We start from the raw sequence: 15,699 nt of genomic DNA, 5'->3' as shown, positions 1-15,699 counted from the left end.
CCTATCAGGCAAAGGACAAACAGTGGCCTGAAGACTGGACAACGGGCGTATCCTGGCCTTTCCTCGCCGCCAACGCTGCCAGCGAGGCAAATTCGGCGATCACGGAATCAGGGGGCAGCGAGGATGGGCGAGGACCTGCGGACCGGGGAAGATTCCCGCCCCGCCACCGGCCGGCACGCCCTTCGCGGCACCCCAGCCCTCGATCACGTTCCCAGCCAGCGGACGCTCGTGCGTCCCTACGTGCTGACGCGCGGCCGCACGCAGTCGCGGCGCCACCTGGCGATCGAAGCCATGGTTTCGACACGGGCCGGCGCCCACTGGAACGGCGCCCGGCTGAGCGGTGAGTTCCGCTCGGTCCGCTCGATCTGCCACCACCCGCGCTCGGTCGCCGAGGTCGCCGCGCGGCTCAGCGTCCCGCTCGGCGTCGCCCGGGTGCTGCTCGACGACATGGCCGACCAGGGCCTGGTGACGATCCACGACACGCGCGTGAACACCGACGGCCGCCCGGCCGTGGCGCTCATGGAGCGCGTGCTGCACGGCCTGCGCCGCCTCTGACCATTACGCTCACCACCGTGAGCGAGGAACCCGAAAAGCCCGGTGGCGAAAGCACGCTGACCGTCCTGCTCGCCGGCGGGGTGAACCTGGCGATCGCGATCATGAAGCTGATCGCGGGCATCATCACCGGCTCGGGCGCGATGCTGTCGGAAGCGGCCCACTCCGTGGCGGACACCTTCACCGAAGTCCTGCTGCTGACGGCGTTGAAGCGCTCCGACCGCCCGGCCGACCGCGTGCACCCCTTCGGGTACGGCAAGGAGCGGTACTTCTGGTCGCTGCTCGCCGCGGTGTCGATCTTCGCGTCGGGTTCGATGTTCGCGCTCTACGAGGGCGTTTCGACACTGTTCGGGCACGGTGAGGCGCAGAGCACGTCGATCCTCAGCTACATCGTGCTGGCCGTGGCGTTCCTGCTCGAAGGCACGTCGTGGGTGCAGGCGGTGCGCCAGACCGTGCGGGAGTCCAAAGCGGAAAACCGGTCATTCTGGGCGTATCTCCGCCTGATCGACGACCCGACACCGAAGACCGTGCTCTTCGAGGACTCCGCGGCGCTGATCGGCCTCATCGTCGCGTTCGCCGGCATCGGCCTGCACCAGCTCACCGGCTCGGAGGTCTGGGACGGCCTCGCGTCGATCATCATCGGCGTGCTGCTCGCCTTCGTCGCCTACCTGCTCGGGCGGACCAACCGCGGCCTGCTCATCGGCCGCCAGGCCAACCCGGAGATCGTCCGCGGCGTGCGTGACCACCTCTCGTCCGCGCCGGAGATCGAGGCCGTCGTCGACCTGCAGACGATGCTGATGGGCACCGACCAGGTCCTGGTCTGCACGCGCGTCGACTTCGACGACTCGCTGGGCGCCGCCGACGTCGAACGCGCCTGCGTCCGGATCGCGGCCGAGCTGACCCGGACGTTCAACGACGTCACCGAGGTGTTCATCGAGCCGGTGCCGCGGACGGATCCCGACCTGCGGGCGACCGTGCTGGCGCGGTACGGCGACATCGCGGAGCGGTGGAACAACCCGGCTTAGGCGCCTCAGTACCCGAAGTCCTGCACCCAGTAGTTGCCCGCCTTGGTGAAGCCGACGCCGATCTTCGTGAGCGAGCAGTTCAGGATGTTCGCGCGGTGGCCCTCGGAGTTCATCCAGGAGTCCATGACCTGCGCCGCGGACGTCTGGCCCTTCGCGATGTTCTCCGCGCCCGGCTTCGGGTTGCCGGCGTTCTTGATGCGCTGGTCGAAGGTGACACCCTCGGGGTTGGTGTGGGAGAAGAAGTTGCGCGCCGACATGTCGTCGCTGTAGTCCTGCGCGGCCTTCGTCAGGTGCGACTCCTCGGCCAGCGCCTTGCAGCCCGCCTGGGCGCGCTCGTCGTTGACGAGGTTGATGACCTGCTCGGCGACCGAAGAGGCAACCCGCGCGGCGGCCTTGGTGCTCGGCGGCGGCGCGGCCTCGGAAGTCGTCGGCGGGGGCGCGGAGGTCTCGGTCGGGGTCGGCGTCGGCGTCGCGCTGGACGACGGCGCCGGCGTTTCGGCCGAGGGCTGCTTCGTCGTGGAGGCCTGGCCACCGGCGAGGTCGGTGCCGCTGCCGCCACCGGAGGCGCCGGGCGCGTCGGGGAGCACCAGGGCCGCGGCGCCGAGCTCAGCGGTGTTTCCTTCGGCGGTGGCCATCCAGGTGCCTGTCGCGGCGGAGAAAACGCCGAGCAGCACACTGAGTGACACCATCACCACGCGAGCACGTTCACCAATGGGGGACACGGCGCGAGAACGTATCACGGAACGATTACAGCGAGAACCCTACGAACGCACTGGTCACATTCTTCGGCCCGCCGTTCGCCGACGGACACGGAACCCGCGGCAATCGGACGCTCCAGCGTTACTCCATTCAGCCGCTCCGGACTTTGAAGGTCGCCTCGCCGGACGCGCTCACGGGGCGCCCAGTCGGATCTTGACCGGTGACGGTCGCCCTGCTCGTGAAGCCTTCCTGACCGGCGATCATCGTGCAGGTGTAGGTGATTTCCCCGTCCGCGGCCAGCTCGGGCGTGGTGCGCCCACAGGACGGCGTGCGGTCGTCCACGACGGACACGGCGGTGAGCGGCACGTCGCCGGTGTTCTTGACCAGAACGCTGAAGGTGACGGTTTCGCCCGGGCGCACTTCGAAGGGAGTCGCGTCCTTCATGACCGCGATCTCGGGGTGGACAACGTCGATTTTGGCGACGACGGTCGATTGCACTGAGCGACCGGTCGGATCCATTCCGGTCACTTCGGCGGTGGCCGAGAAATCGTCGTCCGGCGCTTTGCGGGTGCAAGTGTAGGTCTGCGCTTGGCGGGTTTCGAGTTTGTCGAAGGTCTTCGCGCAGGCGGGCTCGTCGGTGACCTGGACGGCGGTCAGAGGGACGTCGCCGCTGTTCGTGACGGTGATGGTGAAGGTGACTTCGTCGCCTACGCGGACTGTAGCGGGCTTCGCATCCTTCGTTATTTCTACATTCGGGTGGATGACGTCGATTTTCGCGTCACCTTTCGCGGTGACCGGCGGCCCGATCGGCGCTTCCGCGGTTGCTTCGGCGGTGCTGGTGACGTCGTCCTTCGGGGCGGTGGTCTTGCAGTCGTACTTCTGGGATTCCCGGACTTCGAGTTTGTCGAAGGTCTTGGCGCAGGCGGGCTCGTCGGCGATCTTGACGGCGGTCAGGGGGACGTCACCGGTGTTGGTGACGGTGATCGTGAAGGTGACTTCGTCGCCTTCACGGACTGTGCCGGGCTTCGCGTCCTTGGTGATCCCGAGGCTCGGGTGCTGGACGGTGAAGACGGCGTCGTCGGTCGCGCTGACCTGGCGTTTTGTCGGATCGGTGCCGGTTGCGGTGGCCGAGCTCACGAAATTGTCGGTGCCGGCGTTTACCGTGCAGGAGTGGCGCTGGAGGGCGCCGGGAGGGAGGGTGCCGATGGTCAGAGCGCACGCCGGAGTGCGGCTGTCCACAAGGGACACATCGGTCAGTGGGACGTCCCCGGTGTTGGTGACGACGAGGCTGAAGGTGACGGTGTCGCCGACCCGCACCTGAGCGGGCGCGGCGTCGTCCGTGACGGCGATTGCCGGGTGGATGACGTCCACGGGCACCTGTGCAGCGTTGGTCACCGTCCGGTTCGTGGCGTCAGTACCGGTGACCGTCGCGACGGCGGCGAAGTCGGCTCCGCCGGCGGTCTGGGTGCAGGTGTAGGTCTGCTTTGCGTGCGGTTCGAAGGTGCCGAGAGCTTTGGCGCATGCCGGTGCGCCTTGGTCGGCAACGGAGACGTCGCGGAGCGGGCTGTCACCGGTGTTGGTGACGGTGATCGTCGAGGTGACGGTGTCGCCCTCGCGCACCATCGCGCGGTCAACGGTCCTGCCGATCGTGACGGCGGGATGGATGACGTCAATGCCGGCGGTCCCCGTGGCGGCTACCGCAGGTCCGACGGGCGGAGTGGCGGTGGCTTGCACGGCGGCGGTGACGTCGTCGGCGGGAGCGGTGAGGCTGCAGGCGAAGTCCTTGATGGCGCCGGGCTCGAGGGAGCCGTCGAGGAGCTGGGCGCAGCCGGTGGCTCGTGCCTGCGGACCGGTGGCTCGTGGGTTTGAGCCTCCCGCGCCTGGGGCCTGGACGCTGAGGGCGGGTGCCGACCCGTTGGTGGCTGGCGTGCTCGCGGCCTGCCCACCGGTGGCCGGAGTGCCCGGCGCCCGCTGCCCGGCGGTCTGCAGGCTTGATGCCAGTTCGCCGGTGGCCGGAGTGCTCGAGGTTCCCGCACCGGGAACCTCCCCGCCATCGGCAGGCCCGCGCACCGCCGACCCGTCGGCGGTTGGCATGCCCGCGGCCCGCCCGCCGGTGGCCGGAGTGCCCAGGGTTCCCGCACCGCGGGCAACCGTGCCTTCCGCCGGCCTGCCCGCTGCCTGCCCACCGGTGGTCGGAGTGCCCGAGGTTCCCGCACCGGGACCCTGCCCGCCATCGGCAGGCCCGCGCACCGCCGCCCCATCAGCGGCTGGCCTGCCCGCAGCCCGCCCAGTGGTTCCGGGAGTGCCCGCACCGGGAGCAACCGTGCTGTCGGCCGGCGCGCCCACCGCCGACCCGTCGGCGACCTGCCCCTCGGCGGCCCGCGACCCCGCCACCGGAGCCACGTCCGCGACCCGCAACCCCGTCAACGGCACATCACCGGCATTGCGCACCGCAATCCGCAGCGGCACCACATCGCCCTCGCGGAACGGGCCACCCGTCACCGTGGCCGTGATCGCCACCGCCGGGTGCTGCACCACGAACGCGGCCTCCGCGGTCGCCGTCACCGGCCGGTCGGTCGGATCAGTCCCGGTCACCACCGGACGGTTCGTCAGCCCGGCCGCGCCCGCGACAGTCGTGCACGTGTACGCCTGCGTCGCCTGCGGCGCCAGCACACCCAGCGGCTTCGCGCACCCAGCGACCTCGTCCGCGACCGCCACCCCGGTCAGCGGCACGTCGCCCGTGTTGGTCGCGGTGATCGTCCAGGTCACCGTGTCGCCTTCGCGGACCTGCGCGGGCGAAGCCTGCGCGGCGAGCGCCACCCCCGGGTGGATCACGTCGACCACGGCGTCGTCGGTCACCTTCACCGTCCGGCCGAGCTGGTCCTGGCCCGAGGCCACCGCGGTGTTGGTGAAGTCGTCGGCCGGGGCGGGCATGGTGCAGGTGTACGTCTGCCTGCCCTGCGGCGGCAGCGCGCCGAGCGTCTTGGCGCACGCCGGCGTGTGGTCGTCCGTGACCGCGACCTCCGTCAGCGGCGCGTCACCGGCGTTGGCGACCGTGATCGTGAACGTGATCAGGTCGCCGGCGCGCACGACGCCGGGCGTGGCGTCCTTCGTGAGCGTCAGCGCCGGGGTGATCACCGTGACGGTCGCCGACGCGCTCGCGTTCACGGGCTGGCCGGCCAGGTCGGTGCCGGTCGCGGTCACGCGGGACGTCGTTGTCGACGACGGGTTCGACGTGCACGTGTACGTCTGCGTCGCGCCCGCGACCAGGCCGTCGAACGTGCGCGAGCACGACGTTGTCGTGTCGTCGGTGACCTTGACCGGCGCGAGCGGGCTGTCGCCGGTGTTCTTCACCGCGACGGTGAACGTGACGGCGTCACCCGCGTGGACCACCGGCGGCGCCGCGGTCTTGGTGACCTCGATCGCGGGCGCGATCGTCGGCGCCGGCGCGTCCGCGGTGGCGCTCACCTGCTTGCCGAGCTCGTCGGTGCCCGCGACGCCGGCGGTGTTGACACCGTCGGCGATCGGGGCGCGCGCGGTGCACGTCAGCGTGCGGCTTTCGCCGGGCGCAAGCGATCCGGCCAGCGGCTGCGCGCACGACGGCGTCTTCGTGTCGGTCACCTGGAGGCCGCCGAGACCGGTGTCGCCGGTGTTCGTGGCCTTGATGGTGAACGTCGCGGTGTCGCCCGCGCGGTAGGCGGGCTTGTCGGCCGTCTTCGTGAGGCCGAGCGCCGGGTGGATGACGTCGACGTGCGCCGACGCGACGCCGTCGAGCGGCTCGCCGGGGCCGCTCGTGCCGGTGACCGTCGCGGTGTTCGTGAAGTCGTCGGCGGGCGCGGGGCCGGTGCAGGTGTAGTCGACCGTCTGGCCCGGGGCGAGCGTCCCGAGCGGCTTCGCACACCCGGGGACGGCGTCGTCGGCCACCCGCACGTCGGACGCCGGGACACCCGCGGGGTTCGCCACGGTGACGGCGAAGGTCACCGGGTCGCCGGCGTGCGCCTTCGGCTGCTTCGTGTGCAACGCGATCTGGAGCTCGGGCACCGGCACGGAGAACGCCAGGTTCTGCGCAAGATACGTGTCGCCGCTGGTCACGAAGCCGAGCTTCGCGCTCGTCGCGCCGGCGGGGATGGTGTCGACGTTGAACGCCTTCGCGTCCACGCTGAAGTTGTTCTTCACGCCCGGCGCCGCGGCGTTGTCGGCGTTCGAGACGAAGAAGTTCGACGTCCCGCCGGTCGCCGGCTCGGCGGCCGGGACACCGTCGACGAGGAACTGGTCGCCGGAGCCGCCCCAGTCGCCGTCGTACGCGGTGACGCCGATGTGCGCGTCGGCGGCCGCGGCGCGGAAGCCGGTGACCGTCGTTTCGGTGGGGACGTCGGTGGGCTGGACGTGCCCGTCGTAGACGACCACCTTGCGCTTGTTCGGCGCGAAGTCGGCGTTGCGTTCCGGGTACGCGTAGACGAGCGCGAGCGACCAGCCGCCAGCGCAGTCGAAACCCTTGGGGGCCCAGACATTGCCGACCGTCACGGCGAGCGCCGCCCCGGTCGGCGCGGCGGCGAACTGCCCGGTCACGTCGGCGTGCGCGGAGTAGTACTGCCCCGGTTCCTCGGCGAACCCCGTCGGCGCGACGTCGACGGGTTTTCCGCTGCCGACCGAAAGCCGGACGTTCTGCGTGGCGGGTGTCCCCGGCGGCAGCACCGCGGGCGCGCCCTCGCGTGAGCCGCACGTCTTCGCGGTGGTGTTGCCCGCCCAGTTCAGCCGGGCGAACACGATCTTCGCGCCGGGCGGGATGCGCACCGACGCGCTGGCCGAGTCGAACGTCGCCGCGTCCGTGTCGACGTCCGCCCACTGCATGAAGAAGTCGTCGTTGGCCAGGGTGTCCTTGCGGTCCGCGGTGTTCGCGCACGCGGCCGGCGTGGCCACCGCGGCGCCCGCCGGCGCGCCGTCCGCCGCGACCGGGCAGCGCAGGACGCCGTTGCCCGCGTACAGGAAGTCTCCGTAGACGACGCCGTCGTAGCCCACCTTGAACGGCGGATCGGCGGCCGCTCCCGCCGACGGCACGAGGGCCGAGGCCAAGAAGACCAGTGCCAGCACGAGAACCAGGCGAAGCGGTCTTGCGGGCAACAGCACTCCTTGCCACCTCCGGGGCCGAGACGACCTTCCGGAGCCTGGCACGAGAGCGGGCCGGGCGCCTCTACCTTCACCCGTCCGTGGAGCCGGTCAGCCTCGCCGTCGACTCGTGGGTGATGGCCGTGGCCGTCTCGACGAACCCGATCACCGTGCGGAGCTCGTCGTCGCTGTAGCGGTCGCAGAGCTCGTACATGCGCTTGACGAGGTGGTCCCACAGGTGGATGCCGCTCGCGATGGCCTGTTCGTCCAGCGCGATCAGGACCCGGCGGCGGTCGTCCGGGTGCGGACGGCGGTTGACGATGCCCTTGCGCTCCAGCCGGTCGATCATCGCCGTCACCGACGCCGGCGCCAGGCCGGAGAGCCGCGTCAGCTCCTTCGGCGTCTGCGGCCCGAACCGCGCGAGGTAGTCCAGCACCTTGCTGTCGACCGCCGACAGGCCCCGCGTCTCGGAGATCGCGGTGTGGAACATGACCGTCTCCGTCGACAGCTCACGGGACCTGAGCAGGACTTCTTCGACCAGGTGCGCTCGCTCACTTGACACAGCGCCCAGCCTAGCCCACTCTTTAGTTCGACAGAACGAATTAGTTTCTAAGAGTTTCGAGGGGATGAACGAGATGACCAAGGCGCTGATCATCGGGGGCGGCATCGCGGGCACGATCACGGCCATCGCGCTGCACGAGGCCGGGCACGAGCCGGTGCTGTTCGAGGCGTACGACCGCGGGGCCGAGGGTGTCGGCGCGTTCCTCACGCTGGCGGTCAACGGCCTGGACGCGCTGCTGCCGCTCGGCCTGAAGGACGTCGTCAAGAGCACCGGCTTCGACTCGCCACGCATGTCGATCGGCCTCGGCAACGGCACCCGGCTGGCCGAGTTCCCGCTCGGCGGCGCGCTGCCGGACGGCACCGTGAGCCAGACCGTGCTGCGCTCCGACCTCTACGTCGCCCTCCGCGACGAGGCCGCGCGACGCGGGATCCACGCCGAGTACGGCAAACGCCTGATCGGCGCGAGCCAGACGTCTTCGCAGGTCAGGGCCGATTTCTCGGACGGCTCGCACGCCGACGGCGACCTGCTGATCGGCGCCGACGGCCTCCGTTCCCGGGTCCGCACGATCATCGACCCGGACGCGCCGTCGCCGCGCTACGTGCCGCTGCTCAACACCGGCGGCTTCGCCGAAGGCCTGTCCCTGCCGGACGAGCCGGGCGTACTGAACATGGTCTTCGGCAAGCGTGTGTTCTTCTGTCACGTCGTGAGCCCGATGGACGGCCGCGTCTGGTGGTTCGCGAACCCGGCCCGCAAGACCGAGCCGACGGCGTCCGAGCTGGCCACGCTCGCCGGCGAGAAGCTGCGCGCCGAGCTGCTGCACCTGGTGGCACCCGACCGGACCCCGGCGGCGGAGATCATCCGCGCGACCCGCGAGGTCTACCCGGCGTGGCCGACGTTCGACTTCCCGTCGGTCCCGGTCTGGCACCGCGGCCGCATGGTGATCATCGGCGACGCGGCGCACGCGACGTCACCGGCGGCGGGCCAAGGTGCGTCGATGGCCATCGAAGACGCCGTCACGCTGGGCAAATGCCTGCGGGACGTGCCGGACATCGAGCGCGCGCTGAGCACGTACGAGGGCTTGCGGCGCGAGCGCGTCGAGGCCGTTGTCGCGGCGGGGAAGCGCAACGGCGACGACAAGGTGATCGGCCCGGTCGGGCGCGTCGTCCGCGACTTCTTCATCAAGCGGGCGTTCTCGAAGCCGTTCGACGAGGACCCGAACGCCTTCATGTGGCAGCACCGGATCGACTGGGACGAGAAGATCGCGGCCTAGCGCCAGGTGTCGACGCGGTGGAAGTTCTTGTACGCCCGGCTCGGGGTCGGGCCGCGCTGCCCCTGGTAGCGGGACCCGGCCTCACTCGAACCGTACGGGAACTCGGCCGCGCTCGACAGGCGGAAGATGCACAGCTGGCCGATCTTCATGCCCGGCCAGAGCGTGATCGGCAGGTTCGCGACGTTCGACAGTTCCAGGGTGATGTGCCCGGAGAAGCCGGGGTCGATGAACCCGGCGGTCGAGTGCGTGAGCAGCCCGAGGCGCCCCAGCGAGGACTTGCCCTCGAGGCGGCCGGCGAGGTCGTCGGCCAGAGTGACGAGCTCGTAGGTCGAGCCGAGCACGAACTCACCCGGGTGCAGCACGAAGGGCTCGTCGCCCTCCTTCTCGACCATGGAGGTCAGGTCGTCCTGCTGCAGCTGCGGGTCGATGTGGGTGTACTTGCTGTTGTTGAAAACGCGGAAGTACCGGTCAAGCCGGACGTCGACGCTGGACGGCTGGACCATGCCGGCGTCGAAGGGGTCGATGCCGAGCCGGCCGGCTTCGAGCTCTTTGCGGAGGTCACGGTCACTGAGCAGCACGCCGCGAAGCCTATCCGGTGGGTTCAGGCGGCCCGCATGTGCTGCGCGTAGGTGGTGTCGGGCGCGAAGAGCTTCTCGAGCCGCTTCACGTACCCGCGGCGTCCGGCCTCACCGATCCGTTCCTGCAGCGCGGTCGCCCCGGGAATGAACCGCCGCACGGTCTCGGCGGCGAAGTTCACCCCGGCGACGGCGACGATCGCGGCCTGCGCGACGGGATCGTTCGGCAGCCCGAGGAAGTCCGCGTTGGTCTTCCCGAGCACCAGCCGGCTGATCGACGAGTGCACGGCGACGGAAACGTGGGAAAGCACCTTCCCGACGGCGCCGCGCCCTTCGCCGACGGCGGCGTTGGCCTCGATCAGCGCCTTGGCGAGCCGCTTCGAGTCGTCGTCAGGAATGAACTCGGTGGCGGCGAGCAGCCAGAGCAGCCGCCAGGCGTCCTCTTCGGAGGTGGGCAGCAGCTCGTCGTCGACGCCCATGAGCCAGCCGATGTAGCGCCAGAGGTGCAGGATGTCACCGCGTTCGCGCGCGGAGTAGCGGAGGCCGAGCAGCTGCGTGCCGAAGACGTAGACGAGCGAGAAGAGCAGGAGCGTGCCGGCGGTCTGCACCTGGTTGACGGGCTTGTCCCAGGAGGCGTAGTCCCAGTCGTCCCGCCGGTTCATCGCGGCGCGCACGTGGGCGTGCACGAGCCGGATCCGCAGCGCGGAGGCGTACCCCTGCGCGCCGTGCTTGAGGGCGCCGGGGGTGGTGACGTCGATCCACCAGGCAGCGGTCTCGACGAGGCGGCGCGTGGCCTTGTACTCGATCTCACCGGTCCCGACCAGGGATTTTGTCGCGCGCGAGGCGAGGTAGCCGCCCATGAGCGACATGTCCCCGAGCGGAAAGAGCCCGAGCAACCCGGCCCGGGTGATCGCTTTGGCGCCCCGCTCGATCCGCTCGTCGTCGACCCAGTAGGGCTTGGCGTCGACCTCGTCGAAGAAGGCCTTGAGCGGCCCTTCAGCGGGAGCGCCACCCTTCAGCGCGTCTTCGAAGAGTGTCCGCCCCTGCCCTTTGGGCTGCTGCGCCATCCAGGCGACAACGTCGTCGGCGAGCCGGTCCTCGACCTGGGCGAACTCCCGGAGCCGGGCGACCTGCCGCTCGTCACCCCTGATGTCCCCGTCGATGAACAGCCGCTGGGCCAGCCGGAACCCGCCTTGCCGGAACAGCTCGGGCTCGTCCATGGCACTCACCTCCGAGGTCGACAACAAGTGTTGTCACTTGACGCGCCGACGTCAAGGAGGGAGGGTCCTGGACAAGGGGATCACGCCGCCGTGTATGCTGGCGACGCACTGCGGATGTAGTTCAATGGTAGAACATCAGCTTCCCAAGCTGAATACGCGGGTTCGATTCCCGTCATCCGCTCTCAGCGAAAAGCCCAGGTCACATGGTGTCTACTGTGGACCTGGGTTTTTCTTTGCGCTCGACTGTTACCCGGTTTGAGATCATCGGTCAGCTTCACCTGCGCCTGCAGGACAGCTACCAGGTGCGGCTCTGACCTCTCGAGGAGCGGTGGCTCAACCGCGCGCCACCCGAGGCCGGAACGAGCGGCCGGTACAGCGTGACCCGGCTACTGGACGGCACCCGCCGGATCCTCGCCGAGTCCCTTGTGGACGTCTAAAGTGGACTCAATCGGCGACGCAGGTGGTCCGCATGGGCCTCCGGCAACCCGGTTTCCACCGCACGCCTCAACGCGTCGACGGCCTCAGCGGAACCCAAGCGGTGCAACAACTCCGCCCGCGACGCGTGCCACCACGGATAATCCTCCAGCCCCGGCAAGGCATCCACCAAAGCCAACCCCACCGCAGGCCCATCCCTCTCCGCCACCGCCGCCGCGCGGTTCAGGCGGACCACCGGGGTGTCCTGGATCGACAACAACACGTCGTACCAGGAGATCACCGCGTCCCAGTTTGTCTCCGGGTACGACGGGGCCAAGTCATGGCACGCCGCGATCGCCGCCTGGACCACGTACGGGTTCGGGACCGACGGCGTCCGGCGCAGGCCGACGCCCACCAGCGCCACACCTTCCTTGATCAGCTCGAAGTCCCACGCCGAACGGTCCTGGTCGGCCAGCAGCACCGGCGTCCCCGACGAGAACCGGGCCGCGCGGCGGGCGTCCTGCAGCAGCACCAGCGCCAGCAACCCCAGCGCCGTCGGCTCGTCCGGCATCAGCGACGCCAGCAGCCGGGCCAGGCGGACCGCCTCCGCCAGCAGGGAAACGCGGCCCGTGTAACCCTCGTTGAAGATCAGGTACACCGTCGACGCGACGCCGGCCAGCCGCGCGGGTAGTTCCTCCGCCGAGGGCACGCGGTACGGGATCCGGGCCTGCGCGATCTTCTGCTTCGCGCGCGTCAGGCGCTTCGCCATCGTCGCTTCTGGGACCAGCAGGGCCCGGGCCACCTCCGCCGTCGACAGGCCGCCCAACGTCCGGAGCGCCAGCGCCACCTGGGCGTCCAGCGACAACGCCGGGTGACAGCACGTGAAGACGAGCCGCAACAAGTCGTCGCGGACCGAGACCGGGTCCGGGCGCGGGTCGACCGCCGGCATCGCGTCCGCCTCCTTCCCGAGGCGCTTCGCCTCGCGGCGGACGACGTCGACCGCGCGGCGGCGGGCCGCGACCAGCAGCCAGCCGCGCGGGTTGCCGGGGACGCCGTCGCGCGGCCACGTCTCCAAGGCGCGCACGACGGCGTCCTGGACCGCGTCTTCGGCCAGGTCGACGCTGCCGGTGACGCGGACCAGCGTGGCCAGTACCCGGGTGCCCTCGTCCCGGACCAGCCGCGCGACCGCGTCCCCGGCGCCGGTCACTTGCCGAAGTCGACGACCGGCCGGACCTCGATCGCGCCGTCCCAGGCGCCCGGGATCTGCGACGCGACCTTGACGGCTTCGTCGAGGTCGGCGCATTCCAGCAGGTAGAAGCCGGTCAGGGCTTCCTTCGTCTCCGCGTACGGGCCGTCGCTGGTGACGACGTCGCCGCCCTTGCCGCCGGTGACGCGGACCGTCGTCGCGGTCGCCGTCGGGTACAGGGCCGCGCCGCCGCGGATCACGGCCTGCGCGGCCGCGCCGAACTCGTCGTAGTCCTTCATCATGTCCGTGGCCTCGGGCGTGGTCGGGTCGATGTCGGAGGCGTAGATGATTGCGGCGTACTTGGGCATTGCTGCTCCTCACGGGTCCTGACCGGCGCCGATCGCCGGCTCTCACTGTAAGGACGAACGGGCGGTGTCGCGCCAGGACACTTGTCGCGGGGAAAGTTTGCCGGGCAGGGTGGGACGCCGCACCGGCTCGACTTCCCGACCGGCACGTGGGCCTGGCTGGTCACCCGGTACGAGGACGCCGTGCTGGCGCTCAACCACCCCGCCCTGGTCAAGAGCCCGTTCGCCGGCAACGCGGAGTGGCAGCGCTCGGGTATGGGCCTGCCGCTCGACCACCGGCCGTCGCTCGCTTCGAACATGATCAACACCGATCCGCCGGACCACCTCCGGTTGCGCCGCGCCTGCGCCGGCGCGTTCGGCCCGCGCCGGATGGAGGGCTGGCAGATGACCGATGAGCTGGTCGGCATCATCGAGGAACGCGGGGCGCGGGGACCTCGCCTACTCGGCGTGCGCGAGCGCTACCGCGAGGACAAATGGTCGGTCGTCATCGACTCGGCGGACGACACCGACGGCTCCAAGGTCCGCGAAGCCCCTAAGGTGCTCGAACGGCTGGTCACCGAGGTCGTCGAAGTCCAGGTGACGTCGACGGCGTTCCTCATCCTCATCGGCGGCGCGGCCTTGGCCCGGAACTGCAGGCTGGCGTCGCCTTCGAAACCGACCTCACCTGGTGGCCGAGCCCGATCACGCGCGGGCTCTTCCACCTGCCGATCGAGCTCTAACCCTCGACGAGCTCCCACTCGGAGTCCGGCGTCTCGCGGTCGTACACCTGGCCCGGCGCCGCCTTCAGCACGGTGCGGACGTCCGGGTACAGGTTCGCGACGTGCTCCAGCTCCAGGCCCTCGACCTCGAAGTCCTCCGCCTCCGGGACCTCGAAGCCGACGAACAGCCACGTGCCGTCCTGCTCGCGGACCACCTGGCGGACCGCGCGGGCCGGGGCGTCCGAGCCGGTCGGGATCTCCGTCAGGCCGGTGCTGATCTGGGCTTCGTCGTCCGGAGAGCCCTCGAACTTCCAGGCCGCGCGGCGCTGCGAGAGCAGCCGGATGTCCTCGTCCTCGTCGTCGGAACCCGTCACCGACGAGAGCAGCCACGTGCGGCGCTCGGGGTCCCAGTCGGCGGCCATGCCCGTCGGGAGCCCGGCCAGCGCCGCCAGCTGCGGGAGCAGCTCGAACGCCTCGCGCACCGACATCTTGCCGAAGCTTTCGCGGTTGACGAGCACGTCGTCGGACAGCTCGGTGCCGTCGCTGATGAACCAGTCGTCCTCGTCGTCGAGCACGACGAAGCCCAGCGCGGCCGGATCGTTGACCAGGGCCAGGGCGATGATCACCGGCGCTTCCGGGTCCTGGCGCAGCGGCCATTCGGTCGACATGCGCCATATCCCACCATCGGCGCGGTGCGCGCCGGGAGCCGGGGTCACCCGATCGATTAATTCATCGCTTGTTGATATCGTGGGTCCATGGTGCTGCCCAAGGGACTCGCCCGCTTCAACCGCGTGGTGACCAACCGGATCAACAAATACGTCGTGAACTGGGCGCCGGGCTTCGGCCTGCTGGTCCACAAAGGACGCAAGTCCGGCAAGGAGTACCGCACGCCGCTGAACGTCTTCCGCACGGACGACGGCTTTGTCGTCGCGCTCACCTACGGACCTGACACCGACTGGGTGAAGAACGTGCTGGCCGCGGAGAGTTGCACCATCGTCACCCAGCGGAAAAATTACCCCGTGCACTCACCGCGGCTCGTGCATGATGAGTCGCGGCAGGCAATGCCGACCCCGGTCCGGCAGTTCCTCGGCCTGCTCAACGTCGACGACTTCCTGCTGCTGAAGCGGGACTAGGGGGAGAAGTGCTCGAGGGGGAGCTCGTCCGGCTGCGCGCGCTGGAGCCGGACGACGCCGACAAGATCCACGTGTGGGGGAACGACCCCGAGGTCGGCCGCTGGATGAACAACGGCTACCCGCGGTCGCTCGCGCAGTACCGCAAGCGCGCCGAGGAACGCCCGGTCAACTCCTACGAGCTGGTCGTCCTGGGCATCGAAACGGTCGCCGACGGCAAGCTCATCGGCATCGTCGACCTCCGCGACGCCGAGCCCGAGGTCGGCAACGCCGAGCTGGACATCTACATCGGCGACGGCGACCACCGGGGCGGCGGCGGGTACGGCACCGAGGCACTGCGCCTGATGTGCCGCTACGGCTTCAACACCATGCGGCTGCACATGATCACGCTCTGGGTCGTCGCCGAAAACGAGCGCGCCCGGCACGTCTACCGCAAGGTCGGGTTCTCCGAAGACGGCCGTCACCGCGAAGCGTTCGTCGCCGACGACGGCACACGCCACGACATGATCCTGATGAGCATGCTCAAGGGCGAGCTCATGTGAGAAGCCGGCGAGGCGCCTTCAGCCGCCACGCCTCTTCGAGCAGCTCGCGCAGCTGATCGACGTCCACCCGATCGAGGTCGACGATGATCGAGCCGTACCCGTCGTAGTGCGGGGTCGTGAAGAAGGCCGCGTCGCCGGAATCCAGCAACGCGGCCTTCTCGTCTTGCCCGCACATCACTACCAGGCCGCCCTCGGCCTCGGTGCGCAGCCGCGCGAACCCCTTGCCCGCCACCTTCAGGGCGGGCGTGCGGTACCAGGTCGACGCCTCGACCTCGGGCAGTTCCGAGGCCAGGCGCACGACGTCTTCCCAAGTCGTCATGGCTCCATTGTCGCCACGGCGTCTTGGAAAAACCGG

The 15,699-nt window shown here is 70.0% G+C and carries 14 protein-coding genes and 1 tRNA gene; 6 read left to right on the top strand and 9 right to left on the bottom strand.

All coding sequences use genetic code 11. The annotated features are described in order from the left end of the window. The first annotated feature begins 228 nt into the window (after positions 1-228). Positions 229-555, top strand: a complete 327-nt coding sequence (locus ACZ63E_RS01775; RefSeq protein WP_465333503.1) for a DUF742 domain-containing protein — start codon at positions 229-231, stop codon at positions 553-555. A 17-nt stretch (positions 556-572) separates the two neighbouring features. Beyond that, complete coding sequence (locus ACZ63E_RS01770) at positions 573-1,577, top strand: cation diffusion facilitator family transporter (RefSeq protein ID WP_465333502.1); 1,005 nt, start codon at positions 573-575, stop codon at positions 1,575-1,577. Between the two features lie 5 nt (positions 1,578-1,582). Here ACZ63E_RS01770 and ACZ63E_RS01765 read toward each other — a convergent pair whose 3' ends face one another. From ACZ63E_RS01765 to ACZ63E_RS01755, 3 genes are all read right to left on the bottom strand, one after another. Continuing rightward, positions 1,583-2,272, bottom strand: a complete 690-nt coding sequence (locus ACZ63E_RS01765; RefSeq protein ID WP_465333501.1) for a CAP domain-containing protein — start codon at positions 2,270-2,272, stop codon at positions 1,583-1,585. Positions 2,273-2,426: 154 nt separating this feature from the next. Beyond that, on the bottom strand, positions 2,427-7,367 hold the full coding sequence (locus ACZ63E_RS01760; protein WP_465334345.1) for a DUF7507 domain-containing protein: 4,941 nt from the start codon (positions 7,365-7,367) through the stop codon (positions 2,427-2,429). A gap of 106 nt (positions 7,368-7,473) precedes the next feature. After that, complete coding sequence (locus tag ACZ63E_RS01755) at positions 7,474-7,944, bottom strand: MarR family transcriptional regulator (RefSeq protein ID WP_465306844.1); 471 nt, start codon at positions 7,942-7,944, stop codon at positions 7,474-7,476. Between the two features lie 73 nt (positions 7,945-8,017). Between ACZ63E_RS01755 and ACZ63E_RS01750 the strand changes: the two genes are divergently transcribed. Next, positions 8,018-9,214 (top strand): FAD-dependent oxidoreductase, encoded by a 1,197-nt coding sequence (locus ACZ63E_RS01750; protein ID WP_465334343.1) that lies wholly within the window; start codon positions 8,018-8,020, stop codon positions 9,212-9,214. On the opposite strand, the gene dcd is transcribed toward ACZ63E_RS01750, so the two are convergent. Continuing rightward, complete coding sequence (dcd, locus tag ACZ63E_RS01745; RefSeq protein WP_465333499.1) at positions 9,211-9,792, bottom strand: dCTP deaminase; 582 nt, start codon at positions 9,790-9,792, stop codon at positions 9,211-9,213. The two genes, ACZ63E_RS01750 and dcd, sit on opposite strands and share 4 nt — an antisense overlap. A gap of 23 nt (positions 9,793-9,815) precedes the next feature. Continuing rightward, entirely contained in the window at positions 9,816-11,009 is a 1,194-nt protein-coding gene (locus ACZ63E_RS01740) for an oxygenase MpaB family protein (protein ID WP_465333498.1), read from the bottom strand. A gap of 110 nt (positions 11,010-11,119) precedes the next feature. On the opposite strand from ACZ63E_RS01740, the gene ACZ63E_RS01735 reads away from it, so the two are divergent. Then, positions 11,120-11,190: transfer RNA gene (locus tag ACZ63E_RS01735), tRNA-Gly, on the top strand. Between the two features lie 252 nt (positions 11,191-11,442). Here the strand turns inward: ACZ63E_RS01735 and ACZ63E_RS01730 are convergent. From ACZ63E_RS01730 to ACZ63E_RS01720, 3 genes are all read right to left on the bottom strand, one after another. Next, a complete protein-coding gene (locus ACZ63E_RS01730; RefSeq protein ID WP_465333496.1) occupies positions 11,443-12,630 on the bottom strand; it encodes an RNA polymerase sigma factor in 1,188 nt (395 codons plus the stop codon). Then, positions 12,627-12,977, bottom strand: a complete 351-nt coding sequence (locus ACZ63E_RS01725) for a YciI family protein (protein ID WP_465333494.1) — start codon at positions 12,975-12,977, stop codon at positions 12,627-12,629. Before ACZ63E_RS01725 ends, ACZ63E_RS01730 begins: the two co-directional genes overlap by 4 nt. A gap of 712 nt (positions 12,978-13,689) precedes the next feature. Then, positions 13,690-14,340 (bottom strand): hypothetical protein, encoded by a 651-nt coding sequence (locus ACZ63E_RS01720; protein WP_465333492.1) that lies wholly within the window; start codon positions 14,338-14,340, stop codon positions 13,690-13,692. A gap of 87 nt (positions 14,341-14,427) precedes the next feature. Between ACZ63E_RS01720 and ACZ63E_RS01715 the strand changes: the two genes are divergently transcribed. Together ACZ63E_RS01715 and ACZ63E_RS01710 are read left to right on the top strand one after the other, a co-directional pair. Beyond that, on the top strand, positions 14,428-14,805 hold the full coding sequence (locus tag ACZ63E_RS01715) for a nitroreductase family deazaflavin-dependent oxidoreductase (protein ID WP_465333490.1): 378 nt from the start codon (positions 14,428-14,430) through the stop codon (positions 14,803-14,805). Positions 14,806-14,813: 8 nt separating this feature from the next. After that, positions 14,814-15,344: a GNAT family N-acetyltransferase gene (locus tag ACZ63E_RS01710; RefSeq protein WP_465333488.1), complete on the top strand. Its 531-nt coding sequence runs from the start codon at positions 14,814-14,816 to the stop codon at positions 15,342-15,344. Here the strand turns inward: ACZ63E_RS01710 and ACZ63E_RS01705 are convergent. After that, complete coding sequence (locus ACZ63E_RS01705) at positions 15,337-15,663, bottom strand: MmcQ/YjbR family DNA-binding protein (RefSeq protein WP_465333487.1); 327 nt, start codon at positions 15,661-15,663, stop codon at positions 15,337-15,339. The genes ACZ63E_RS01710 and ACZ63E_RS01705 overlap by 8 nt on opposite strands. Positions 15,664-15,699: the final 36 nt, after the last annotated feature.

This window comes from Amycolatopsis sp. NPDC104819 (genome assembly GCF_055583145.1).
This window is presented reverse-complemented; position numbering and strand designations above follow the sequence as displayed.

Coding starts and splice junctions, on each gene's coding strand:
- ACZ63E_RS01725 (WP_465333494.1), bottom strand. CDS start 12,977: ATGCCCAAGTACGCCGCAATCATCTACGCCTCCGACATCGACCCGACC.
- ACZ63E_RS01715 (WP_465333490.1), top strand. CDS start 14,428: ATGGTGCTGCCCAAGGGACTCGCCCGCTTCAACCGCGTGGTGACCAAC.
- ACZ63E_RS01740 (WP_465333498.1), bottom strand. CDS start 11,009: ATGGACGAGCCCGAGCTGTTCCGGCAAGGCGGGTTCCGGCTGGCCCAG.
- ACZ63E_RS01705 (WP_465333487.1), bottom strand. CDS start 15,663: ATGACGACTTGGGAAGACGTCGTGCGCCTGGCCTCGGAACTGCCCGAG.
- ACZ63E_RS01720 (WP_465333492.1), bottom strand. CDS start 14,340: ATGTCGACCGAATGGCCGCTGCGCCAGGACCCGGAAGCGCCGGTGATC.
- ACZ63E_RS01750 (WP_465334343.1), top strand. CDS start 8,018: ATGACCAAGGCGCTGATCATCGGGGGCGGCATCGCGGGCACGATCACG.